Origin of the sequence: Ensifer soli, assembly GCF_041928815.1 — a bacterium.
Lineage (GTDB): Bacteria > Pseudomonadota > Alphaproteobacteria > Rhizobiales > Rhizobiaceae > JBHFEI01.
This window is the reverse complement of the sequence record NZ_JBHFEI010000008.1, coordinates 238,328-261,444: the sequence shown is the minus strand read 5'-3', so window position 1 is coordinate 261,444 and position 23,117 is coordinate 238,328. Positions and strand designations below refer to the sequence as shown.

Here is a 23,117-nt window from a genome sequence, read left to right as displayed (position 1 = left end):
CCCTGATGTCCCCTCTTTCCTCTCCGGCAACCTGCGCCACCATGCGGCGAGGCTGTTCTTGCACGTCTCGCGTTTTGTGCTTGACGATAGAACAAAAATAGAACAAAATAAAAACATATCAGGAGAGGATCAGGTCATGACGGGTTTCATCCGCGACGTCGCCGCGCTTGCCAGCATTGCCCTCTTTGTCTGCAGCATCTCCCTCGTCGCCCTCGCTTTTTGACGGAGCCCTTGCGGCGACTGCCGATTTCCCTGTGTGCAGACGCGCGAACCCGCATACAGCCTGGCCGTGACGCGCTACCCTGTGTCGGTCTGGAATCGGAGGCGCGCGCATGGCTGGGGCAGCAGGACAGGGGGATGGACCGGCGATCGAGGGTACCCTGCCGCAGTTCGTGCACCTGCGCGTGCATTCCGCCTTCTCGCTCCTCGAAGGGGCGCTGCCGGTCAAGAAGATCATTTCGAAGGCGGTCGCCGACGCGCAGCCGGCGATCGGCATCGCCGACACGAACAACCTGTTCGCCGCACTGGAATTCGCCCAGAAGGCCATCGGTGACGGTTTGCAGCCGATCATCGGCTGCCAGCTCTCGATCGACATGGAGGACGAGGGCGAGGGGGAGCGCCGCGGGGCACAGCATCTCGTCAAACTGCCGGCGATCGTGCTGATTGCGGCGACGGGCGAGGGCTATCGCCGGCTCGTCGCGCTGATCAGCCGGGCCTATCTCGGCGGCGAGGGCAGCCAGGCGACCCGCATCTCGCCGACGATGCTGCGCGACATCGGCACGGAAGGCCTGATCTGCCTGACGGGAGCAGGCGGCGGGCCGGTCGATATGGCGTTGCGCGCCGGTCAGGGGCCGCAGGCGACGGCGCGGCTGACGGTCCTCTCCGCCCTTTTCGGCGACCGGCTGTATGTCGAACTGCAGCGCCAGGGCCAGTTCGACCGACGGCACGAGGGGCGCATGCTCGACCTTGCCTATCGCGCGCGCCTGCCGATCGTCGCGACCAACGAGGCCTTCTTTCCGACGCCGGCCGACTATGATGCCCATGACGCGCTGATGGCGGTGGCCCATAATGCGATGGTTTCGGATGACCGCCGTTTCCGGCTTACCCCCGACCACTACCTGAAGTCGCGCAAGGAGATGGCCGCGCTCTTTGCCGATCTGCCGGAGGCGCTGGAAAACAGCGTCGAGATCGCGCGGCGATGCGCCTTCGTTCTGGAAACGCGCGCGCCGATCCTGCCGCGCTTCACCGGCGCGTCGAACGATCCGGCCGCAGCCGATGCGGCGGAGGCGCGGGAACTGCGCGACCAGGCGAACGAAGGGCTGACCGAGCGGCTGGCGACGCTCGGCATGACGCCGGGCTACAGCGAGGCCGACTATCGCGAGAGACTGGAATTCGAGCTCGGCGTCATCGAGCGGATGAAGTTTCCAGGCTATTTCCTGATCGTTTCCGACTTCATCAAGTGGGCGAAGCAGCACGCGATCCCGGTCGGTCCTGGCCGCGGTTCGGGCGCGGGATCGCTCGTCGCCTACGCCCTGACGATCACCGATGTCGATCCTCTGCGCTTCTCGCTGCTCTTCGAGCGCTTCCTCAATCCCGAGCGCGTGTCGATGCCGGACTTCGACATCGACTTCTGCCAGGACCGGCGCGAGGAAGTGATCCGCTACGTCCAGGAGAAGTATGGCCGCGACCAAGTGGCGCAGATCATCACCTTCGGCTCGCTGCAGGCGCGGGCGGCGCTGCGCGACGTCGGCCGCGTGCTCGAAATGCCCTATGGCCAGGTCGACAAGATCTGCAAGCTGGTCCCGAACAACCCCGCCAATCCGACACCTCTGTCGAAGGCGATCGAGGAGGAGCCGCGGCTGCGCGAGGAGGCGGAGAAGGAGCCGGTCGTCGCCCGCCTGCTCGACATCGCCCAGAAGATCGAGGGCCTTTACCGCCACGCCTCGACCCATGCCGCCGGCATCGTCATCGGCGACCGGCCGCTCGCCGAACTGCTGCCGATGTATCGCGATCCGCGCTCGGACATGCCGGTCACCCAGTTCAACATGAAGTGGGTGGAGCAGGCGGGCCTCGTCAAGTTCGACTTTCTCGGGCTGAAGACGCTGACGGTGCTGAAGACCGCCGTCGACTTCATCGCCCGGCGCGGCATCTCCCTCAATCTGGAGGCCCTCCCGCTCGACGACAAGAAGACCTACGACATGCTTTCCGCCGGCGACACGGTCGGCGTGTTCCAGGTGGAAAGTGCCGGCATGCGCAAGGCGCTGATCGGCATGCGGCCGGACTGTATCGAGGACATCATCGCGCTGGTCGCCCTCTACCGCCCCGGCCCGATGGAGAACATCCCCGTCTACAATGCCCGCAAGCATGGCGAGGAGGAGATCGAATCGATCCATCCGATGATCGATCATCTCCTGAAGGAGACCCAGGGCGTCATCGTCTACCAGGAACAGGTGATGCAGATCGCCCAGGTCCTGTCCGGCTATTCGCTCGGCGAGGCGGATCTGTTGCGCCGCGCCATGGGCAAGAAGATCAAGGCCGAGATGGACAAGCAGCGCGAGCGCTTCGTCGACGGCGCGGTGAAGAACGGCGTCGCAAAGGCGCAGGCCGACATGATCTTCGACCTCCTGGCGAAATTCGCCAATTACGGCTTCAACAAGTCCCACGCCGCCGCCTATGCGATCGTCTCCTACCAGACCGCCTATGTGAAGGCGCATTTCCCGGTCGAGTTCCTCGCCGCGTCGATGACGCTCGACATGGCGAATTCCGACAAGATCAACGATTTCCGCCTCGACGCGATGCGGCACGGCATCGCCATCGTACCGCCCTCGGTGCAGACCTCGTTCCGCCACTTCGAGCCGGGCGAGGGAAAGATCCTTTATTCGCTCTGCGCGCTGAAAGGGGTGGGCGAGGCGGCGGTAGAGCATGTTGTCGCGATGCGGGGCGACAGGCCCTTTGCCAGCCTTGAGGATTTCTGCCTGCGGATCGATCCGAAGCTGCTCAACCGCCGCGTCTTCGAAAGCCTGATTGCGGCCGGGGCCTTTGATGGTTTCGGTCACGACCGGGCGGCGCTGGTCGCCGGCCTCGACCGCATCATCGGCTTCGCCGGCCGGGCGCAGGAAAACAAGGTCAGCGGCCAGAGCGACATGTTCGGCCTCGGCGCGGCGACCGGGCCCGAGCGGATCGGCCTGCCCGACACGCCGCCCTGGCTGCCGTCGGAAAAGCTTCACCGCGAATTCCAGGTCCTCGGCTTCTACCTTTCCGCCCACCCGCTCGATGCCTATGCGGATCTTCTCGGCAAGATGCGCGTGCAGAACTATGGCGATTTCGCCGCCGCCGTGAAGCAGGGGGCGACGGCGGGCCGCCTTGCCGGCACCGTCATCTCGCGGCAGGAGCGCAAGACCCGCACCGGCAACAAGATGGGCATCGTCGCCTTTTCCGATGCGTCGGGACAATACGAGGCAGTGCTGTTTTCGGAAATGCTGGCGCAGTATCGCGATCTGCTCGAGCCGGCGACCTCCGTTGTCCTGACCGTACAGGCGGAAGAACGGCCGGAGGGCATCGGCATGCGGATCCAGACTGTGCAGTCGCTGGAGGAACGCTCGCTGGCGATGCAGAAGGCGCTTCGGGTCTATGTGCGCGATTCCGGTCCGCTCCGCTCGATCGCCGCCCATCTGAACGCCAAGGGTGAGGGCATCGTCTCCTTCGTCGTGATCAAGGAGAACGGCCAGCGGGAAATCGAGGTCGAACTGAACGATCGCTACCGGATCTCGCCGGAGATCGCCGCTGCGCTGCGCAGCGCTCCGGGCGTCATCGACGTCGAGCTCGTCTGAGCGGAAGAGGGAGGGATGGGCGCACCTGCCGTGCGACCCTGGCAGGGCAGGAATGTCAAAGGCTTGGCCGGGCCGGCGGATTCATCGTCTGAAGCGCATCGCGTTTCATCGGAGACGGTCCTGCGCTTCAGGCCGCTGTTTTTACAGATGTCTTTCGCAAGGACGCGGCAGGCTCTCCTGGGACACGCTTTCAGCGCCAGCCACCCGCATGAATCGTTTTCTGCGCGGCGCGACGCAAGAGCCTGAAAAGACTCCAGCATCCCGGAACAGGCGCATCCTGGTGCGGTGCACGCCGGCGCGGCGGGGTTCGGGGAGGATTGTCAAACGAAGGCAACGGTTTGTGGCCGTCCCTCGACTCACTCTGTGAGGGGTCTCCGACACCCCTTACCTGCCGCGCGGCGCGACCTGGGTCACGGTGATGAAATCCGTCCCGAGTCCGGTTTCCGCCGTCGTGCCGGCGTCGGAAACGGTCAGCGACGAGCCCTCGACCAGCGCCTCCTCGACCTTCCTTCGCACGTCCTCGGCGATGGTGATGCGGCCGAGCGTCCTCTGCACGGCGTTGAAAGCAGTCGGGTCGCTGTCGGTGGTGATGCCGAGCCTCGCCTTCGTCGCGGCCGACAGCGTGTTCTCGAGCGCGACCGCAAACCATTTGCCGCGCGTGCCGGCCGTATCGACATCCTGGAATTGCAGGAAAAGGGTGCCGAGCGCCATGTCCGGCCGGTCGATGGTGACGTCGGCTTCGAAAAGCGGTTTGAAATTCCGGCGCACGAGCAGCCTTCCGTTCGGCGGCAATCCCTTTCCGGCCTTCGCGTAAACTGCGGCCACCAGCTCGGGTGAGATACGCCCGTCGGCCTCCTGTCCGTCTGCTGTCTGGAACGCCTTCACCGCGTCGATCGTCTGTGGGCCGGCATGGCCGTCGATCGGACCGGGAAGGTAGCCGAGGCCGGCCAGCGCGCCTTGCAGGTCGCGGATGCCGTCGGCGGCATCCCTGCGGGTGATCAGGATCCGGATCGGCGGTGCGTCGGCACGCGGATTTGCGCTGGTGCCGGGAGCGGGCTCGGTCATCGCCACCTCGACGAGGCCCGCGGCGCCGCTCGACATGGCCGGACGCAGCTGCGCGTCGGACAGGAGCGGCGGCGGCGCGACATGCGGCTGGAACAGCAGCGGATGCACCACCTCCTGCGGCGTCACCTGCCGGCCGGAGACGATGACATGCAGGCCGCGATCGGTCATCCTGTAGAGCGTCTCGGCGAAGCTGTTCGGCATGCGGATGCAGCCATGGGAGGCCGGATGGTTCGGCACATGGTTCGAGGCATGCAGCGCGATCCCCGACCAGGTCAGGCGCTGCATGAACGGCATCGGCGCGTTGGAATAGATGTTGGAGCGGTGGTGCCGGCGCTTTTCCAGGATCGAGAAGATCCCGGTCGGCGTCGTGTGCCCCTTCTTTCCCGTCGAGACGCGCGAGGTCGCGACAACGGTGTCGCCGTCATAGACGACGAGCGACTGCTGGTCGCGCGAGACGACGATCTGGTAGGGCGCATCCGCTGCAAGCCCCGGAGCGGCGGCGAGCAGGAGCGTGGCGGAGGCTGTGGCAAGGACCCGATACAAACGCATGACAAACATCCGACGCAATACAAAACCCGGACAGGATAGCCATCGAGGCTTAAGGAAACTTTGACCACGCAGCCCAGGGCGGCGCGCCGTCCGATCTTCACGCCATCGTGATCCGTGAGGCCCTCCGACCGGGGATGCGACATGTGCGCATCCCCGGTCGAAGGCCTCAGCGCTTGCGGTCGAGGCTGAAGGTGTAGCCGGTCTCGACGCTCCCGCGGCCGAAACGATCGCGGACGCTGTCCATCGCCGCCTCGGCCCGGGCGCGCCGCTCGGCCTGCGGATCGAGGAGATCGGGCGGATCGGAAGGGGCGTCGCCGGAAAGATCGCTGACGCCGATGCCGATGAGGCGGAAGGCCGTTCCGTCGGCTTCCCGGTCGAGAAGCGAAAGCCCGGTGCGAAAGATCCGGTCGGCAAGCCGCGTCGGACTGTCCAGCCGGCGGTTGCGGGTGCGGCTGCGGAAATCCGCCGTCTTCAGCTTCAGCACCACCGTCTGGCCGGCGATGCCGGAACTACGCAGCCGGAGCGCCACCTTCTCCGACAGGCGCCGCAGGTGCGCGGCAAGCGCGTCGCGGTCGTGGATGTCGTCGTGAAAAGTGGTTTCGGAGGATACGCTTTTGGCCTCGCCCTCCGGATCCACAGCGCGGCTGTCCCTCCCGCGCGACAACTGGGAGAGCCGCTTGCCCATCGTGCCGTAGCGGCGCATCAGGTCGCTCTCGTCCATCTGCTGCAACTGGCCGATGGTGCGGATGCCGTCGCGCGCGAGCGTCTCGGCGAAGGCCTTGCCGACCCCCCAGATCAGCGTCACCGGCCGGTCGCGAAGAAAGGCGAGCGCCTCGGCCTCGCCGATCACGGAAAAGCCGCGCGGTTTCTGCAGGTCGGAGGCGACCTTCGCCAGGAACTTGCAGTAGGAGAGGCCGACGGAGACGGTGACGCCGATCTCGCGCTCGACCTGCCGCGCGAGTTTCGCCAGTGTTCGCGCCGCGCTGTCGCGATGCAGGCGCTCGGTCCCGCCGAGGTCGAGAAAGGCCTCGTCGATCGAGAGCGGCTGCACCAGCGGCGTCAGCGCGCGCATCATCGCGCGAATCTGCCGACCGACGGCGACATATTTCTCCATGTCGGGCTTGATGACGACGGCCTGCGGGCAGGCCTCCAGCGCCTTGAACATCGGCATGGCGGAGCGCACCCCGTGGATGCGGGCGATGTAGCACGCGGTCGAGACGACGCCGCGTTTGCCGCCGCCGATGATCACGGGAACATCGGCAAGCTCCGGCCTGTCGCGCTTCTCGACGGAGGCGTAGAAGGCGTCGCAATCGATATGGGCGATGGTCAGCCGATGAAGTTCGGGATGGCGGAGAACGCGCGGGCTGCCGCAGGCCGCGCAACGCGGCATCGTCCGGACGTCCGGCGTCAGACAGTCCCGGCAGAAACCCGCACCGGCATGCGCTTCCTGATCCATGGGGACACCGACGGGAACAAAACTTGAACGTTTAGGAGATTAGGCCGGATGCGCCTCCGCCTCAAGCCCGAAATGCTGGCGGATATGGCCGGCGGCGGACGGCCAGTCCTCGGCGACCAGCACGCCACGGCCGGGGGCGGGGGCGAGCTTGCGGAAGCCTTCATGGGCCATGATGCGGATCAGGAGGCAGTCCGGCACATGGTCGAACACCGACAGGAGGTTCCGGTCGATGTCGTCGAGAAAGGCGACGGGCAGCGGCCGCCCCGCATGCAGCCGGCGCACGACCGGCCCCTTGGCGTCCTCGGTGGCGAGCAGCGGATAATCGAGCCCGAAACGGTCGAGCAGCCGGCGGCGGGCAAGCGCATGGCGCGGCGGCATGGCGGTGAGGAAGACGAGATCGGCTTCCCGCGACAGTGCCGCGAGCGTCTCCACCGCGCACGCCGCCGGCCCCTGCCATTGCTCCTGCTCGCAGAAGAAGCCCTCGAGCAGCCGGTCGACCTCGTCCTTCCCCGCGGGTTCGCCGCCCGCCACGGGCAGGATGTTGCCGTGGAGACGGAACGAGCGGGGCAGCAGCTGAAGGCCGCGCGCACCGAGAAAGTTCTCGAAAGGCGTCAGGAATTCGAGCACCACCTCGTCGATGTCGCAGACGAGGAGGGGGCGGTCCGAAAGGCGGATGTGGTCGAAGCAGAGCTCCTCGCTCATGGCCAGCTCTCCCCCGCGCCCGAAAGGGCGGCATGGGCGTGGACGACATCTTCCGGCGCGATGCCGCTTGCCTGGCAGAAGGCGAGGAGATCGGCCTCGTTGCCCATGACGAAGTCGATCAGTCCCGCCTGGAATCCGTCTTCGGTGGCGGCCGCGCGCAGCGACTGCGCGTCGAGCCCGGAGAGCGCAAGAAAGCGGCCAAGCAGATCCGGTTCCGAGGCGAGCCAGACCAGCAGGGCGGCGGCGATCGTCGAGGGATCCGTGCCCGCCCGCGCGGATTTCGCCGCCGGCTTCGTTTTTCCCCGGTAAGTTACGTCTTTTTCAACCAAATCGGTCTAGCCTCAATACCGGAGCGGCCGCAACGCCCTCGGGCCGAGGGTTGGCCATGCGTTTACGACGGCGTGTGGACACGGGAACGGACAAGACCCTTCGCCTGTGCTCGATCGTTTATACCGGCTGACGGACGGCAGGGAAAGATGAAGGTATCGCAATGCCCAAGCAGGTCATGATCGTCGAAGACAACGAGCTGAACATGAAGCTCTTCCGCGACCTGATCGAGGCGTCGGGCTATGCGACGATCCAGACCCGCAACGGCATGGAGGCGCTGGAACTTGCCCGCAAGCACCGGCCGGACCTCATCCTGATGGACATCCAGTTGCCCGAGGTCTCCGGCCTCGAGGTGACGAAATGGCTGAAGGAAGACGATGAACTGCATGTGATCCCCGTGATCGCCGTCACCGCCTTCGCGATGAAGGGCGACGAGGAGCGCATCCGTCAGGGCGGTTGCGAGGCCTATGTCTCCAAGCCGATCTCGGTGCCGAAATTCATCGAGACGATCAAAACCTATCTGGGCGATGCCTGAATGGCAGGACAGTTCGAATGACCGCGCGTATCCTTGTCGTCGACGATATTCCAGCCAACGTCAAACTGCTCGAGGCGCGGCTTCTCGCCGAGTATTTCGACGTGCTGACCGCGCCGGACGGTCACACCGCGCTCGACATCTGCGACCGTACCCAGGTCGATCTCATCCTGCTCGACATCATGATGCCGGGCATCGACGGGTTCGAGGTTTGCGAGCGGCTGAAGGCCAATCCGCGCACCGCCCATATCCCCGTGGTCATGGTGACGGCGCTCGACCAGCCCTCCGACCGCGTCCGCGGCCTGAAGGCCGGCGCCGACGATTTCCTGACCAAGCCGGTCAACGATCTCCAGCTCATCTCGCGGGTGAAGAGCCTCGTCCGGCTGAAGAATGTCAGCGACGAGCTGCGTCTGCGCGCCGAGACCGCCCATTCGATCGGACTCCAGGATCTCGGGCGCTACGACACGCTGACGGAACCGGGCAACGTGCTGATCGTCGACGGCCGCGCCAGTTCGCAGGAGCGAATCGCGCGGGCACTGAAGCCGGTCGCGCAGGTGACCGGCATTTCCGACCCGCAGGCGGCGCTCTTCGAGGCGGCGGAAAACCCGTTCGACCTCGTCATCGTCAATTCGAACTTCCCCGACTACGATCCGCTGCGCCTCTGCTCGCAGCTCCGCTCGCTGGAGCGGACGCGCTTCATCCCGATCCTGCTCGTCATCGAACAGGGCCAGGACGACATGGTGGTGCGCGCGCTGGAACTCGGCGTCACAGACTACATCGTCCGCCCCGTCGATCCGAACGAACTCCTGGCGCGCAGCCTGACGCAGATCCGCCGCAAGCATTTCAACGATCGCCTGCGCGCCAGCGTCCAGCACACGATCGAGCTCGCCGTGACCGATCCGCTGACCGGCCTGCACAACCGCCGTTATCTCGACAGCCATCTGAAGCTTCTCGCAGACCGCGCGGCGGCGCGGGGCAAGCCGCTGTCTCTCTTCATCACCGACATCGACCGGTTCAAGTCGGTCAACGATACCTATGGCCACGATGCCGGCGACGAGGTTTTGCGCGAGTTCGCCCATCGCGTCCGTTCGGCGGTGCGGGGCGCGGATCTCGCCTGCCGGTTCGGCGGCGAGGAGTTCGTCGTCGTGATGCCGGATACGACCGCAGAGGTCGCGGCCGTGGTCGCCGAACGGCTGCGCCTGTCCGTCGAGACGAAACCCTTCGCGCTGCCCGGCGACGCGCCGTCGCTCTCGATCACCGCCTCGCTCGGCATCGCTTCGTTCAATCTGGCGGAAGACACGCCGGAGGCGGTGCTGAAGCGCGCCGACACGGCGCTCTACCAGGCCAAGCGCAACGGCCGCAACCAGGTGGTGGCGATCGCCGCCTGATTCGCCGTGAGGGGCGGGTAGGGAAGGCCGGTCCGCGTCTTTTTCCACAGGCGGCGCGGTTCAGCGCCCGACCGACGCCCGCGCGGGCATCGAACGACTCGCAAGCACATTTTGAGTATTGCCTAAAACAATGCACCGGATTCTTTGGGTGCTCCGGCGTGGCACACATCCGTCATCGGTTGCGGAAGATTAAAAATAGATAATTGTTTTCAATGGGTTGAATCTGGAGCGCCGTGACTGCGGGAAATTGCCAGGGATGTCCGGCAAATGACGCGTTGCTTTTCCACCTGATCCGTTTCGAGTCGACCGGAGCCGGAGCGGAGTCTGCCGGAGGTCAATTCCTTCTCCGGTGCTCCAAAATTAACCACGGTTGAACGAAAAATCGGTTCCTTCTTAAGATTACGTTGATTTTTTACACAGATTGCGCGATTGTCGCTTCAGACGAAAAACAGCCCACCCTGTGGGACAACAATTTTGCTTACCCCATGATGCTCAGGTCCGCCGCATCTCCTGGGTCGTGGGGTTGGCCGGTCAGCGGGTTGTTTGCGGTTCCTCGTGCCGTCTTCCTGTCCTGACCGGCCCCCAATTCAAAAAGCCACCTCCTTGAGGTGGCTTTTTTCGTTGGTGAAGAGGCGGGCGCCGCAACGGCGTCGCGCGTGAAAACAAGATCGAAAGCATATGCGCGACTCTCAACGATCGCGGCACGCGCCGGGACCGGCCTTGTCGCTGCCGGGGAACGGAACAGCGGCTCTCCGTCCCTAAACATGTTTCGCAAAAGTGTGCAGCGGTTTTGCGAAAAACATGCGTAAAAGCAAAAGCCTAAAGCGGACCAGCGAAACTGAAAGATCGCGACAGGCTTTGGGGTGTGATCCTCTGTTTTCCCTCAAGCAAGCGCGCCTGAGCGCATCCATCCTCCACGCCTGAAATGATCCCGACAACAAAAGGGCGCCTCGCATCTCTGCGGGCGCCCTGTCTTCGAACAGAAGGTTCTGCCGTAACGTGCGGCTTACTTGATCTTCGTTTCCTTGAATTCGACGTGCTTGCGCGCGATCGGATCGTACTTGGTCTTCTTCATCTTGTCGGTCATCGTGCGGCTGTTCTTCGTCGTCACGTAGAAGAAACCCGTGTCGGCCGTCGACAACAGCTTGATCTTGATGGTGGTTGCTTTTGCCATGGTCGTCTTGCCTTTAAAAAATGATGCCGTGGACAGCCGGAATCGCCACGGTTGAACTGGCGCGAAACTACAAATCGCGCCTGAAAAGTCAAGCCCGTTTTGGTTTGACGATGATGCGGACGACCGAAAGCAGCACATAAAGCCCGAAGAAGCCGGCGATCGCCCAGGCAAAGCCGTTGTTGCCCGTCAGATCCATCGCCGCGCCGATCGCCTGGGGGCCTGCGACCGTGCCGACCGCATAGCAGAAGATGAAGGCGGCATTCGCCGCTGCGAGATCGGCGCCGCTCAGCCGCGAGCCGAGATGGCTGAGGCCGACCGTGTAGAGGCCGGAGACGCAGCCGCCCCAGAACAGGAGGACGACGGCCATCAGCATCCAGTTTTCCGCGAGAACCGGCAGGCAGATGGCGCCGACCATGCCGATGATCGTCATGCCGGCGAGAAGGTTGCGCCGGTCGGAGATGCGGTCGGAGAGGAGGCCGAGCGGGATCTGGAAGATGACGTTGCCGATTCCCATCACGGTGAGAAGCAGGGCGGCCTGCGATTCGGTGAACCCGGTTCGTGTGCCGAAGATCGGAAACAGCGACAGGCCGCCCGATTCGACCGCGCCGAAGACGAAGACCGCCGCCGTCGCCGTCGGCACGAGGAAGATGTAGCGCAAGAAATGCAGTTCCGGCTTCTCGTCGAGGATCGGGCTTTCCGCCCGTGCCAGAAAGACGGGAATGGCGGCGAGCAGGATGACGCCGGCGCCGACGGCAAAGGGCGCCACGCCCTCGCTGCCGAGTAGCGAGAAGAGCAGGGGGCCGGTCGCGAAGCCGAGCGAGAGCACCGTCCCGTAGATGCCGAGCACGAGACCGCGCTTGCCGGGCGGCGCGGTGGCGTTGATCCAGAATTCCGACAGGATGAACAGCACGGTGATGGCGCCGTGGAAGACGACCCGCAGCGGAAACCAGAGGAGGAAGTTTTCTATGTAGTAGAAGCCCATGGCGCTGATCGCCGCGAACATCACGGCCCAGAGCATGGTGTTGGCCGTGCCGAAGCGGTGGGCGAGCTTGGTGGTGAAGGGCGCCGCCGCCATCGAGGCGAGGCCGGCCATCGCCGAATTGAGCCCGATCATCGTCGAGGAGATGCCGCGCTTCTCCATGATGATGCTGAGAAGCGGCAGGCCGAGGCCGATGGCGATGCCGACGGCACTGATGGCCGCGACGGCGGCGATCAAGGACGGCCAGCGGATGCGTTCGTCCGCGCTCGGCGCGCAAGGCGCGGGCTGGTTCATGCAGGTGATTCCTCAAAGAAGGTCGCGGACGAGGCTTTGCCGGACGCTTCGGTAGACGGGAACGGGCAGGTTCGCGGTGAGGGACGGATCGGCGCGCAGGCGGGCGCGCACCTCCTCGAGAATGCACTGCGTGATACCGGCGAGGCTGAGGCCGGACAATGTATCGAGCGCATGCCAGCCGATGTCCTCAAGCTCCGGTCCGCTCCTCGCGCGGGTGATGTCGATGTTCGCGGCGTCGGCGAACAGGACGAAGAAATGCGTGTCGTAGCGCCGCACATGGCCGGGCGGCGTGATGGCCCGCGCCATATACCGCATGTTTGTGAGATCGGGAAGAAAGGGAAGGCGGGGACCGGGTGTGATGTTTTCGCCGACGGGGCAGAGGCCGGTTTCCTCGTGGAGTTCGCGCCAGGCCGCGATCGCCACCGCGGCCGCCGCGAGAGGCGAGGCGGTCCGCAACGCCCGCTTCAGCCGCGCGGCATCCGCCGGCGGCAATGCGCCCTCATGCGGGAGGCGGTGATCACCGGGATCCCGCCGCCCGCCGGGAAAGACATGGTATCCCGGCATGAACGCATGAGCCTGGCTGCGCCGCCCGAGCAGCACGCGGATATGACGCTGCGACCGGTCGAGCAGCACGAGGCTCGCGGCGATGGCAGGTCGGCGTTCGGTCGGGTGCGGCCCGGTCGCCGGCACGCGGGCGCTCACGGCGTCAGCGCGCCGATCCGTCCGGGCGCAACGCGTCCGCCGGTCCGTCCTCCTCGCCGCTGAAGCCGTGCATGCGAAGCGCCCATTGCAGCCCGACGACGCCGCCCTTCACCGGCTGCATCAGCAGCAGCGAGCCGACGATCGTCACCGGCACCCAGATGGCGAGATGCTGCCAGCTGTTCAGCGAGCTGACGAGATCGGTCGCCATGTAGCCGGCAAGCACGAGATGGCCCATGATGGTGACGGTGATATAGGGCGGAAAGTCATCGGCGCGGTGATGGTCCATGCGCTCGCCGCAGCGGTCGCAACGCTCGACCGTCTTGAGGAAGGCACGGAAGAGCCGGCCCTCTCCGCAGGCCGGGCAGCGGTTCGACAGGCCGCGACGGATCGCCAGCCCGGTTGGGCGCTCTTCCTGCGCGTCGCCGGAAAGCCGCAGTGTCTCGTGTTCGCCGCTCTGGCCCGTCATGGCGGTTCTCTCCCTTTCCTTCCGGTCAGCGCCGGCCACGCGGCGGCCGGATACCCGGCTGCCGCTGCGCACGCCGTCCGCTCTTGTGGAACGAGCGCGTCGCCACCGGCATCTTGCGCCCTTCGCTTTCCATCTCGAAGCGCAGCGCACCCGCGAGCGGTATCGCCTCGGCCAGTTTGACCCGGACCGTGTCGCCGAGCCGGTAGCCGAGCCCGGTCTTCTCGCCGACGAGGGCCTGGCGCGCCTCGTCGAAGATGAAATAGTCGCGCCCGAGCGTCGAGATCGGCACGAAGCCGTCGGCGCCATAGGCGGGCAGCACGACGAAGAGGCCTGCCTTGGTGACACCCGAGACCCGGCCCTCGAACTCCTCGTTGACACGGCCGGCGAGATGGTGGGCGATCAGGCGGTCCACGGTCTCCCGCTCGGCCACCATGGCGCGGCGTTCGAAGGCGGAAATCTCGGCGGCGATATCCTCGAGATCCTTCTCCTCGTCCGGCGTGATGCCGCCCTCGCCGAGCCCGAGGCTGCCGACCAGCGCCCGGTGCACGATGAGATCGGCATAACGGCGGATCGGCGAGGTAAAATGGGCGTATTTCATCAGGTTGAGGCCGAAATGGCCGATATTCTCCGGCGCGTAGACGGCCTGGCTCTGCGAGCGCAGCACCATCTCGTTGACCATGGTCTCGTAGGGCTTGCCCTCGGCCTTCGACAGGATCCCGTTGAAATGGTTCGAGCGCAGGTTGCCGCCCTTCACCAGCGAAATGTCGAGTGTCGCGAGGAATTCGCGCAGCGTCTCCTGCTTGGCGAGCGACGGCGTATCGTGCACGCGGTAGATCAGCGGCTGGCGCTTCTGCTCCAGCGTCTCGGCGGCGGCGACGTTTGCCTGGATCATCATCTCCTCGATCAGCCGGTGGGCGTCGAGGCGGTCGGGCACCAGGACCCGGTCGACGGTGCCGTCCGGCTTCAGCAGGATCTTGCGCTCCGGCATGTTGAGCTCGAGCGGCTGGCGCCGTTCGCGGCCGCGCGACAGGAGACCATAGGCGTGCCAGAGCGGCTTCAGGATCGCCTCGAGGATCGGGCCGGTTTTGTCGTCCGGGCTTCCGTCGATCGCGGCCTGAGCCTGCTGGTAGGAGAGCTTCGCCGCGCTGCGCATCATGATCCGGTGGAAGGTGTGGCCCGCCTTGCGGCCCTCCTTCGAGAAGCGCATGCGCACGGCGAGCGCCGGGCGGTCGACGCCTTCCTTCAGCGAGCAGAGGTCGTTGGAGATGCGCTCGGGCAGCATCGGCACGACGCGATCGGGGAAATAGACGGAGTTGCCGCGCTTCAGCGCCTCGCGGTCGAGCGCCGATCTCGGCCGGACATACCAGGAGACGTCGGCGATGGCGACCGTGACGATCACGCCGTCGGGATTGTCGGGCGAGGGGTCGGGCTCGGCGTGGACGGCGTCGTCGTGATCCTTGGCATCGGCCGGGTCGATGGTGACGAGCGGCAGGGAACGCCAGTCCTCGCGCTTCGCCACCGTCGCCGGGCCGGCGTCTTCGGCCTCCTTCAGCACCGCATCCGGGAAGATATAGGGGATGCCATGGGCATGGATGGCGATCATCGAGATCGCCTTTTCCGAGGCGACGGAACCGATGACCGAGGCGACGCGCGCGCGCGGCAGGCCGAAGCGGCCGCTGCGGATCACCTCGGCCGAGACGAGGTCGCCGTCGGCGGCCGCGCCGCGATCCTCGGCCTCGACGACCAGTTCCTCGCCGCGCCTTTCGATCGGCATGATCCGGCCGCTGCCGTCCGGATTGAGGCGCAGCACGCCGAGGGCGGCGTTCTGGCGCCGGTCGAGCACCTTGACGATCCTGGCCGTGTAGGCCGGTCCGCCGCGTTCCTTCGCCGGGAAGATCTTCGCCAGCACCCGGTCGCCGAGGCCGCCGACCGGCGCCTTCGTCTTCGAGGCGCCCGACGCCGACTGGCGGATCAGTACGGCGGGCGCGACCGAGCCGTCGTCCGGCCACTCGGCCGGCCGGCCGATCAGCTCGCCGTCCTTGTCGCGGGACGTGATGTCGAGCACGGTCATCGGCGGCAGCGCGCCGGGCCGGACCAGCGACTTGCGCTTCTTCTCGACCATGCCGTCGGCCTCAAGGTCGCGCAGCAGCGTCTTCAGCTCGACGCGGGTGTCACCCTTGAGGCCGAAAGCCTTGGAAATCTCGCGCTTGGAGGCCCGGTCGGGGTTCTCGCTGATGAAGCGCAGCAGCACGTCGCGCGGCGGCACCACGCCCTGGATGATCGGCGGATGCGCCTGAAGGTCGGGCAACCCGCCGCGCCCGCCCTTGCGCGGCGGCTTTCCGGCGGCGGAATCGCGGGGCGCCTTGCTCAAGATGCGTCCTTCTTCTTCGCTTTCGCCGCCGGTTTCGCCTTGGCCCCTGCTGTCTTGGCGGCTGTCGCCTTGGCGCCGGCGGGCTTCGCCGCCGCCTTGCGGCGGGCCGCGGGCGCGGCGTCGGCCTCGCCGTCGGCGGCTGCCGCCTTCGCCTTGGCCTTCGGCGCCGCCTTGGCGGGCTTGGTCGAGACCTTGCCGGCGCGTTCGGCAAGCAGCGGGATCGCCTCCTCGAGGGTGATCGCCTGCGGATCCTTGCCCTTGGGGAGGGTGGCGTTCACCTTGCCCCAGTTGACATAGGGTCCGTAACGCCCGTCGCGCACGGTCACGGCACCGCCTTCAGGATGGTTGCCGAGTTCCTTCAGCGCCGCCGCCGCGGTGCGGCCGCGTCCCTTGCCGCCGCCGGCCGCCTTGTCGGCGAGCACGGCCACGGCGCGGTTGAGGCCGACCGAGAACACGTCCTCGATCGATTCGAGATTGGCGTATTTCCCGTCATGCAGCAGGAACGGCCCGTAGCGGCCGAGGCCGGACGAGATCATCTTGCCGGTTTCCGGATGCTGGCCGATGTCGCGCGGCAGGGAGAGAAGCGCCACCGCCTTCTCGTGATCGATCGTCGCCGGCGTCCAGCCCTTCGGCAGGCTGGAGCGCTTCGCCTCCTTGCCGTCGCCACGCTGGACGTAAGGACCGAAACGGCCGGAACGCAGCGTAATCTCCTCGCCCGTCATCGGATCGCGGCCGAGCGATTGCGGTTCGTTCGAGGCGGCCGCCTCGGCATCGTTGCCGTCGCTCGACAATTGCCGGGTGAAATTGCAGTCCGGATAGTTCGAGCAGCCGACGAAGGCGCCGTACTTGCCGAGCTTCAGCGACAGTTTTCCCGTGCCGCAGACCTGGCAGATCCGCGGATCGCTGCCGTCCTCGCGCTTCGGGAAGACGAGCGGCGCCAGGATCTCGTTCAGCGCGTCGAGCACGTTGGTGACGCGCAGTTCCTTCGTGTCCTCGATCTGGGCGAAGAAATTCGTCCAGAACTCGCGCAGCACGTCCTTCCAGTTGAGATCGCCGGCCGAGATCTGGTCGAGCTTCTCCTCGAGCGAGGCCGTGAAGTCGTACTCGACGTAGCGGGTGAAGAAGCTTTCCAGGAAGGCCGTCACCAGCCGGCCCTTCGGCTCCGGGATCAGCTTGCGCTTGTCGATCACCACGTATTCGCGGTCGCGCAGCGTCGCGAGCGTCGCGGCATAGGTCGAGGGCCGGCCGATGCCGAGCTCCTCCATCTTCTTGATCAGCGAGGCTTCGGAATAGCGCGGCGGCGGCTCGGTGAAGTGCTGGGTCGCGTTCACCTTCTCCTTGCCGAGGCTTTCGCGAGCATTGATCTCCGGCAGCCGGCCGTCCTCGTCATCCTCGTCCGGGGCGTCGCCATCCTCCTTCTGGTCGGTGTAGGCGGCGATGAAGCCGTCGAAGCGGATGACGGAACCGGTGGCGCGCAGGCCCGCCGTCTCGCCGCCGTTCTTCGCGGTGATCTCGACCGTGGTGCGTTCGAGCTCCGCCGAGGCCATCTGGCTGGCGATGCCGCGCTTCCAGACGAGGTCGTAGAGCTTCAGCATGTCGCCGTCGAGGAAGCGGCGCATCTGTTCGGGCGTGCGGGTGAAGTCCGTAGGGCGGATCGCCTCATGCGCTTCCTGGGCGTTCTTCGCCTTGGTCGCATAGAAGCGCGGCTTTTCCGGCACGTAGCGCTCGCCGAACTGGTGGCCGATGGCGCGCCGCGCCGCGTCGATCGCCTCTCCGGCCATCTGCACGCCGTCGGTTCGCATATAGGTGATCAGGCCGACCGTCTCTCCGCCGAGATCGATGCCCTCGTAGAGCTTCTGCGCCACCTGCATCGTGCGCGAGGCGGAGAAGCCGAGCTTGGACGAGGCGGCCTGCTGCAGGGTCGAGGTGGTGAAGGGGGGCGACGGGTTGCGTTTTGTCGGCTTGGCCTCGACGCTGTCGACGACATAGGAAGCGCCCTCGAGCAGGTCCTTCAGCCGGCCCGCCCTGTCCCCGTCGCCGATGGCGCGTGCCGCCAGCCGCTTGCCGTCGGCAGACGCAAGCCGTGCCTCGAAGACATCGCCGCGCGGCGTCTTCAGGAGCGCCGAGATGTTCCAGTACTCCTCCGAGACGAAACGCTCGATCTCGGACTCCCGGTCGCAGACGAGCCGGAGGGCGACCGACTGCACGCGCCCGGCCGAGCGCGCGCCCGGCAGCTTGCGCCAGAGCACCGGCGAGAGGTTGAAGCCGACGAGATAGTCGAGGGCGCGGCGGGCGAGATAGGCATCGACCAGCGGCTCGTCGATGTCGCGGGGATGGGCCATGGCATCGAGCACGGCCTTCTTGGTGATGGCGTTGAAGACGACGCGCTTCACCGGCTTGGCGCCGATCACCTTCTTCTTCTTCAGGAGGTCGAGCACATGCCAGGAGATCGCCTCGCCCTCGCGGTCGGGGTCGGTCGCGAGATAGACGGCATCCGAGGTCTTCACCGCGTCGGCGATGTCCTTGACCCTCTTGGCGGAGGCGGCATCCACCTCCCACAGCATCTCGAAGTCCTGGTCCGGCAGCACGGAGCCGTCCTTCGCCGGCAGGTCGCGCACATGGCCGAAGGAGGCGAGCACCTTGTAGCCGGAGCCGAGATACTTGTTGATTGTCTTTGCTTTCGCGGGCGATTCCACGACGACCAGATTCATGCGTCATACTCAGAGGCAGTCAGCGGATCGCGTGCCCGGCCTCGCTGACGCGGCACGCCCGCATATTCGTCACCTCCCGACATGGAGGGCGAATCCGGCCGGGTCAAGGGGCTTTCGGTGCCGGCCGGTCTAAAACGCCTTCGAAAGGTGATAAAGACTAAATTCCTATTGTAATCTATGGTAGCATCAACTATCGTTGAAATAGCATGAAATCAGAGAATACAACCTATTTTTTCCGCCAGATTGTGCGCTTTTCCGGGCCGGGTTGTGGCTGTAGTAATTTATGGGAGTCTGATATGGTAGCGAATTCAGCGAGAAACAGTTTAAAAGGAAATGATTCCCATTCTACCATCCAGTATGTGCGGCAGATCCTCGGCGAGTTGCGCACCGTGACCGAGGGGCAGGGGGCGGACATGCTCGCCTACCTGATCGAAATGGCCTATGTCGAGGCCTCCGACATCCTTGCCGGCCACCGGCCGCTGTCACGTCCGCTCAACAAGCGAGACCCGTCCGCCTGAGTGGCGCTGCAGCCGGCCCGCCAGGTCCAGTTCCAGAAGGGCGAGATGGACGGCGGCGGCGGAAAGGCCGGTATGGCGGACGATGTCGTCGACATCCGTCGGCGAGAAGGACAGGGCCTCGATCAGCGTCGCGCGGTCCCGGTCCGAGGGTGCATCGGGGCGGGTCTCCGCCTGTTCGCGCGGCGGTTCGTCGATCTCGTGCGGTGAAAAGAGATCGAAGCGGCTGAGCGGCGCCAGCGCATCGAGCACGTCGGAGGCGGCCGTCGTCACCGTGGCGCCCTGTTTCAGGAGGTTGTTGGTGCCCTCCGAGCGCGGGTCGAAGGGGGAGCCGGGCGTCGCGAAGACCAGCCGGCCGAAATCGGCGGCGAGCCGCGCGGTGATCAGCGATCCGGACCGGACCGCCGCCTCGACCACGACGACGCCGAGCGCGATACCGGCGATCAGCCGGTTGCGCCGCGGGAAGTCACGCGCGCGTGGCTCCCAGCCGAAGGGCATCTCGCTGATCGCGAGGCCCTGGCCCTCGGTGATCTCGTCGAGAAGGCCGATGTTTTCCGGTGGATAGGGCTTGTCCAGGCCGCCGGCCATCGCGGCGATGGTGCCGGTTGCAAGCGTGGCGCGGTGGGCGGCCGTGTCGATGCCGCGGGCCAGGCCGGAGGTCACGACATAGCCGGCGCGGCCCGCCTCGCGGGCGATCATCGCCGCGAACTTCATGCCGTTCGCAGACGCATTGCGGGCGCCGACGATGCCGAGCGAGGGCGTCGTCGCGGCGTCGAGCCGTCCTTTCGCGGCAAGGAGCGGCGGCGCGCCGTCGATCTGGCGCAGCGCCGGCGGATAATCCGGCTCGCCGAGCCCGATGAAGCGGGCGCCGGCCCGCGCGGCCGTCTCCATTTCGCGCTCGGCCTCGCTCAGACTCGCGATGCGGATCGGCCGGGGCGAGCCGCCGCGGCGGGAGAGCTCCGGCAGCGCCTCGATCGCCGCCTGCGCCGTGCCGAAATGATTGATCAGGTGGCGGAAGGTGACGGGACCGACATTGTCGCTGCGGATCAGCCGCAGCCAGGCGAGGCGCTGCCGGTCGGTCAGCGCCGTGCCTTTCCGCTCCGCCCCGTATGCCGGCATGGGCCTAACCCTTCGAACCGATCCTGCTTTCCGTTCCGTTCAGGAGCCTTGCGATGTTGGCGCGGTGCTTGATCCAGGTGATGGCGGTCATCACCGCGAAGAGGATCGCCATCTTCTCGTGGTCGAACGCATAGGTGACGACGGGCACGACCAGCGTCGCGATCAGCGCCGAAAGCGAGGAATAGCGGGTGATCTTCGCCGAGGCGAGCCAGACCACGGCGAAGACGAGCATCATCGGCGGCGCCACGCCGAGCAGAACGCCGATATAGGTCGCGACACCCTTGCCGCCCTTGAAGCCGAGCCAGACCGGGAAGAGATGGCCGAGAAAGGCGGCAAAACCGGCAGAAAGCGCCAGATCCGGCGAGACGAGGCCGGCCAGCGCCGCCGCCGCCGTTCCCTTCAGCGCGTCGAGCAGAAGGGTCGCGGCCGCCAGCTTCTTGTTGCCGGTGCGCAGCACGTTGGTGGCGCCGATATTGCCGGAGCCGATCTTGCGCACGTCCCCGAGGCCCGCCGCCCGCGTCAGGATCAAGCCGAAGGGGATGGTGCCGAGCAGGTAGCCGAAGACGAGGCTCGCGAGCGTCGGCAGCAGGCCGGGTTCCCAGAAGACGTCGTTCACCAGAGATCCTCCCCCGATCGGCCGCCGTCAGACGGAATGGACGCAGCGTCCCGAAACATAGGTGCGAACGGCGCGGCCGGTAAAGCGGGCATTTTCGAAGGGCGTGTTTTTCGAGCGCGACAAGAGCGCGTCGCGCGACAGGATCCACGGCTCGTCGAGGTCGATGAGGGTGATGTCGGCGCGCGCGCCGGGCGCCAGCGTTCCCGCATCGAGACCGAAGATCCGCGCCGGCCGGGTGGAGAGCGCATCGATCAGCCGCATCAACGGCACAGAGCCGCTGTGGTGCAGGCGCAGCGCCGACGGGAGCAGGGTTTCGAGGCCGACGGCGCCGTCGGCGGCATCGGCGAAGGGCAGGCGCTTGGTGTCGACGTCCTGCGGATCGTGCGAGGAGACGATGATGTCGATCTCGCCCTTCGCCAGTGCGTCGGCCATCGCGCTGCGATCGTCCTCGCCGCGCAGCGGCGGCGACAGCTTGAAGAAGGTGCGGTATTCGCCGATGTCGTTCTCGTTCAGCGTCAGATTGTTGATCGAGGCGGCGCAGGTGGCGTTGACGCCGCGGCTGCGTGCGTCGGTGACGGCCGCGACCGATTCGGGAACGGAGAGCTTTGCCGCATGATAGGCGCCACGCGTCAGCGCCGCGATGCGCAGGTCGCGTTCGAGCGGGATCAGTTCCGCCTCGCGCGGAATGCCGGAAAGCCCGAGCCAGCTTGCGAGCAGCCCCTCGTTCATCACGCCGTTCGCGCCGAGATAGCGGTCGCGGGTCTCCAGCGAAATGACCGCGCCGAATTCCCGCGCATAGGTCATCGCCCGGCGCAGCACCTGCGTGTCGTGCAGCGGCTGGCGGCCGTTCGTCAGGCAGACGGCGCCGGCCTCGAGCAGGAGACCGAACTCGGTCATCTCCGTGCCGGCCAGCCCCTTGGTCAGCGCCGCTGCCGGATGGACGTTGACGACGGCGCGGTCGCGGGCGGATTTGAGCACGAACTCGACAAGGGCGATGTCGTCGATGACCGGTTCGCTGTCCGGCATGGTGATGATCGAGGTGACGCCGCCGGCCGCCGCCGCCCTCGCCGCCGATTCGATCGTCTCGCGGTGTTCCGCGCCCGGCTCGCCGGTGTGGACGCGCGCGTCGACGAGGCCGGGCACGGCGACGAGGTCGCGGCAGTCGCGCACCTCCGCCCCGTCGGGCACGCCCTGGTTCATCGCTCCGGCGCCGGCGGCGGCGATGCGCCCGTCGACGACGATGATCGCGCCGGTCTCGTCGAGGTCGCGCGAGGGGTCGAGGATGCGCAGATGGGTGAGGACAAGCGGCTTCGTCATCGCGTCATGCCTCCGACTGCGACAGGAGCAGCGTTTCCATCACGGCCATGCGCACCGCGACCCCCATTTCCACCTGTGCCTCGATCACGCTCTGCGGACCGTCGGCGATCTCGGAGGCGATCTCGACGCCCCGGTTCATGGGGCCGGGATGCATCACGAGCGCATCGTCCTTCGCCGCCTTCAGCTTCTCGGCGTCGAGGCCGAAATAACGGAAATACTCGCGCACCGACGGCACGAAGGCGCCCGACATGCGCTCGCGCTGCAGCCGCAGCATCATGACCACGTCGGCGCCCTTCAGTCCCTCCTCCATCGAATGGTAGACCTCGGCGCCCATCTCGGCGATCCCCGAGGGAAGCAGCGTTGCCGGCGCGACGACGCGCACCCGCGCGCCCATGCGGTTCAGGAGAATGATATTGGAGCGGGCGACGCGCGAATGCAGCACGTCGCCGCAGATCGCCACGATGATGCGGGCGAGCTTGCCGCGCGCGCGGCGGATGGTCAGCGCGTCGAGCAGCGCCTGCGTCGGGTGCTCGTGCTGCCCGTCGCCGGCATTGACGACGGCGCAGGAGACCTTCTGCGCCAGAAGCGCGGCGGCCCCGGCGGAGGAATGGCGCACGATGAGCACGTCCGGATGCATCGCGTTCAGCGTCATCGCCGTGTCGATCAGCGTCTCGCCCTTCTTCACCGAGGAGTTGCCGACCGACATGTTCATCACGTCGGCGCCGAGCCGTTTGCCGGCAAGCTCGAAGGAGGCCTGGGTGCGGGTGGAGGCCTCGAAGAAGAGGTTGATCTGCGTCAGGCCGCGCAATGTCGAGGTTTTCTTCTCGCGCTGGCGGGAGATCTTCACGGCCTCGTCGGCGCGGTCGAGGAGCAGGGTGATGTCCTGTTCGCTCAGATCCTTGATGCCGAGGAGATGCCGGTGCGGAAACGATGCCATGAGCGCCGCCTGCTGTCCTTGTGAATGTCGCGTTCTCTTAGTGCCTTGCCGGGCCTGCGGCAAGTTG

18 protein-coding genes are annotated in these 23,117 nt (G+C 66.3%); 4 read left to right on the top strand and 14 right to left on the bottom strand.

The genetic code is table 11. The annotated features are described in order from the left end of the window. Window positions 1-332: 332 nt before the first annotated feature. A complete protein-coding gene (dnaE, locus tag ACEVQ6_RS14430) occupies window positions 333-3,830 on the top strand; it encodes a DNA polymerase III subunit alpha (RefSeq protein WP_374889698.1) in 3,498 nt (1,165 codons plus the stop codon). 384 nt (window positions 3,831-4,214) lie between these two features. Here dnaE and ACEVQ6_RS14425 read toward each other — a convergent pair whose 3' ends face one another. From ACEVQ6_RS14425 to ACEVQ6_RS14410, 4 genes are all read right to left on the bottom strand, one after another. Beyond that, complete coding sequence (locus tag ACEVQ6_RS14425; protein ID WP_374889697.1) at window positions 4,215-5,444, bottom strand: L,D-transpeptidase family protein; 1,230 nt, start codon at window positions 5,442-5,444, stop codon at window positions 4,215-4,217. A 166-nt stretch (window positions 5,445-5,610) separates the two neighbouring features. Then, window positions 5,611-6,900: a DNA polymerase IV gene (locus ACEVQ6_RS14420; RefSeq protein ID WP_374889696.1), complete on the bottom strand. Its 1,290-nt coding sequence runs from the start codon at window positions 6,898-6,900 to the stop codon at window positions 5,611-5,613. 39 nt (window positions 6,901-6,939) lie between these two features. After that, complete coding sequence (locus ACEVQ6_RS14415) at window positions 6,940-7,602, bottom strand: hypothetical protein (RefSeq protein WP_374889695.1); 663 nt, start codon at window positions 7,600-7,602, stop codon at window positions 6,940-6,942. After that, window positions 7,599-7,931 carry a DUF3572 domain-containing protein gene (locus ACEVQ6_RS14410; RefSeq protein WP_374889694.1) on the bottom strand — a complete coding sequence of 111 codons (333 nt, stop codon included), beginning with the start codon at window positions 7,929-7,931 and terminating at the stop codon, window positions 7,599-7,601. The genes ACEVQ6_RS14415 and ACEVQ6_RS14410 overlap by 4 nt, the downstream gene beginning before the upstream one ends. A 161-nt stretch (window positions 7,932-8,092) precedes the next feature. Between ACEVQ6_RS14410 and ACEVQ6_RS14405 the strand changes: the two genes are divergently transcribed. After that, complete coding sequence (locus tag ACEVQ6_RS14405) at window positions 8,093-8,464, top strand: response regulator (protein WP_003537642.1); 372 nt, start codon at window positions 8,093-8,095, stop codon at window positions 8,462-8,464. Between the two features lie 17 nt (window positions 8,465-8,481). Beyond that, entirely contained in the window at window positions 8,482-9,849 is a 1,368-nt protein-coding gene (locus ACEVQ6_RS14400; protein WP_374889693.1) for a PleD family two-component system response regulator, read from the top strand. Window positions 9,850-10,855: 1,006 nt separating this feature from the next. Here ACEVQ6_RS14400 and rpmG read toward each other — a convergent pair. The 6 genes from rpmG to topA form a co-directional block, all read right to left on the bottom strand. Beyond that, window positions 10,856-11,023 carry a 50S ribosomal protein L33 gene (rpmG, locus tag ACEVQ6_RS14395; protein WP_374889692.1) on the bottom strand — a complete coding sequence of 56 codons (168 nt, stop codon included), beginning with the start codon at window positions 11,021-11,023 and terminating at the stop codon, window positions 10,856-10,858. A gap of 88 nt (window positions 11,024-11,111) precedes the next feature. After that, the gene (locus ACEVQ6_RS14390; RefSeq protein WP_374889691.1) at window positions 11,112-12,296 is read right to left on the bottom strand and encodes an MFS transporter; all 1,185 of its coding nucleotides are present in this window, start codon (window positions 12,294-12,296) and stop codon (window positions 11,112-11,114) included. A 12-nt stretch (window positions 12,297-12,308) separates the two neighbouring features. Further along, a complete protein-coding gene (locus ACEVQ6_RS14385; RefSeq protein WP_374889690.1) occupies window positions 12,309-12,998 on the bottom strand; it encodes an NUDIX hydrolase in 690 nt (229 codons plus the stop codon). 4 nt (window positions 12,999-13,002) lie between these two features. Further along, window positions 13,003-13,464 (bottom strand): DUF983 domain-containing protein, encoded by a 462-nt coding sequence (locus ACEVQ6_RS14380; RefSeq protein WP_374889689.1) that lies wholly within the window; start codon window positions 13,462-13,464, stop codon window positions 13,003-13,005. 25 nt (window positions 13,465-13,489) lie between these two features. Then, on the bottom strand, window positions 13,490-15,772 hold the full coding sequence (gene rnr, locus ACEVQ6_RS14375) for a ribonuclease R (protein WP_374889736.1): 2,283 nt from the start codon (window positions 15,770-15,772) through the stop codon (window positions 13,490-13,492). Window positions 15,773-15,831: 59 nt separating this feature from the next. Beyond that, entirely contained in the window at window positions 15,832-18,546 is a 2,715-nt protein-coding gene (gene topA, locus ACEVQ6_RS14370; RefSeq protein WP_374889688.1) for a type I DNA topoisomerase, read from the bottom strand. A gap of 296 nt (window positions 18,547-18,842) precedes the next feature. On the opposite strand from topA, the gene ACEVQ6_RS14365 reads away from it, so the two are divergent. Beyond that, a complete protein-coding gene (locus ACEVQ6_RS14365) occupies window positions 18,843-19,064 on the top strand; it encodes a hypothetical protein (protein ID WP_374889687.1) in 222 nt (73 codons plus the stop codon). On the opposite strand, the gene dprA is transcribed toward ACEVQ6_RS14365, so the two are convergent. The 4 genes from dprA to ACEVQ6_RS14345 are packed head-to-tail and all read right to left on the bottom strand — an operon-like array spanning window position 19,029 to window position 23,050. Further along, window positions 19,029-20,180, bottom strand: coding sequence for a DNA-processing protein DprA (gene dprA, locus ACEVQ6_RS14360; protein WP_374889686.1), 1,152 nt, complete (start codon window positions 20,178-20,180; stop codon window positions 19,029-19,031). The genes ACEVQ6_RS14365 and dprA overlap by 36 nt on opposite strands. A 4-nt stretch (window positions 20,181-20,184) precedes the next feature. Beyond that, window positions 20,185-20,796, bottom strand: a complete 612-nt coding sequence (plsY, locus tag ACEVQ6_RS14355) for a glycerol-3-phosphate 1-O-acyltransferase PlsY (protein ID WP_374889685.1) — start codon at window positions 20,794-20,796, stop codon at window positions 20,185-20,187. A 27-nt stretch (window positions 20,797-20,823) separates the two neighbouring features. Beyond that, the gene (locus ACEVQ6_RS14350) at window positions 20,824-22,113 is read right to left on the bottom strand and encodes a dihydroorotase (RefSeq protein WP_374889684.1); all 1,290 of its coding nucleotides are present in this window, start codon (window positions 22,111-22,113) and stop codon (window positions 20,824-20,826) included. A 4-nt stretch (window positions 22,114-22,117) separates the two neighbouring features. After that, window positions 22,118-23,050, bottom strand: a complete 933-nt coding sequence (locus ACEVQ6_RS14345; protein ID WP_374889683.1) for an aspartate carbamoyltransferase catalytic subunit — start codon at window positions 23,048-23,050, stop codon at window positions 22,118-22,120. Window positions 23,051-23,117: the final 67 nt, after the last annotated feature.

Excerpts from the sequence above, each read along its gene's own strand:
- dnaE (WP_374889698.1), top strand. The coding sequence starts at position 333 with ATGGCTGGGGCAGCAGGACAGGGGGATGGACCGGCGATCGAGGGTACC.
- ACEVQ6_RS14425 (WP_374889697.1), bottom strand. The coding sequence starts at position 5,444 with ATGCGTTTGTATCGGGTCCTTGCCACAGCCTCCGCCACGCTCCTGCTC.
- ACEVQ6_RS14420 (WP_374889696.1), bottom strand. The coding sequence starts at position 6,900 with ATGGATCAGGAAGCGCATGCCGGTGCGGGTTTCTGCCGGGACTGTCTG.
- ACEVQ6_RS14415 (WP_374889695.1), bottom strand. The coding sequence starts at position 7,602 with ATGAGCGAGGAGCTCTGCTTCGACCACATCCGCCTTTCGGACCGCCCC.
- ACEVQ6_RS14405 (WP_003537642.1), top strand. The coding sequence starts at position 8,093 with ATGCCCAAGCAGGTCATGATCGTCGAAGACAACGAGCTGAACATGAAG.
- ACEVQ6_RS14400 (WP_374889693.1), top strand. The coding sequence starts at position 8,482 with ATGACCGCGCGTATCCTTGTCGTCGACGATATTCCAGCCAACGTCAAA.
- rpmG (WP_374889692.1), bottom strand. The coding sequence starts at position 11,023 with ATGGCAAAAGCAACCACCATCAAGATCAAGCTGTTGTCGACGGCCGAC.
- ACEVQ6_RS14390 (WP_374889691.1), bottom strand. The coding sequence starts at position 12,296 with ATGAACCAGCCCGCGCCTTGCGCGCCGAGCGCGGACGAACGCATCCGC.
- ACEVQ6_RS14380 (WP_374889689.1), bottom strand. The coding sequence starts at position 13,464 with ATGACGGGCCAGAGCGGCGAACACGAGACACTGCGGCTTTCCGGCGAC.
- topA (WP_374889688.1), bottom strand. The coding sequence starts at position 18,546 with ATGAATCTGGTCGTCGTGGAATCGCCCGCGAAAGCAAAGACAATCAAC.
- ACEVQ6_RS14365 (WP_374889687.1), top strand. The coding sequence starts at position 18,843 with ATGGTAGCGAATTCAGCGAGAAACAGTTTAAAAGGAAATGATTCCCAT.
- dprA (WP_374889686.1), bottom strand. The coding sequence starts at position 20,180 with ATGCCGGCATACGGGGCGGAGCGGAAAGGCACGGCGCTGACCGACCGG.
- ACEVQ6_RS14350 (WP_374889684.1), bottom strand. The coding sequence starts at position 22,113 with ATGACGAAGCCGCTTGTCCTCACCCATCTGCGCATCCTCGACCCCTCG.
- ACEVQ6_RS14345 (WP_374889683.1), bottom strand. The coding sequence starts at position 23,050 with ATGGCATCGTTTCCGCACCGGCATCTCCTCGGCATCAAGGATCTGAGC.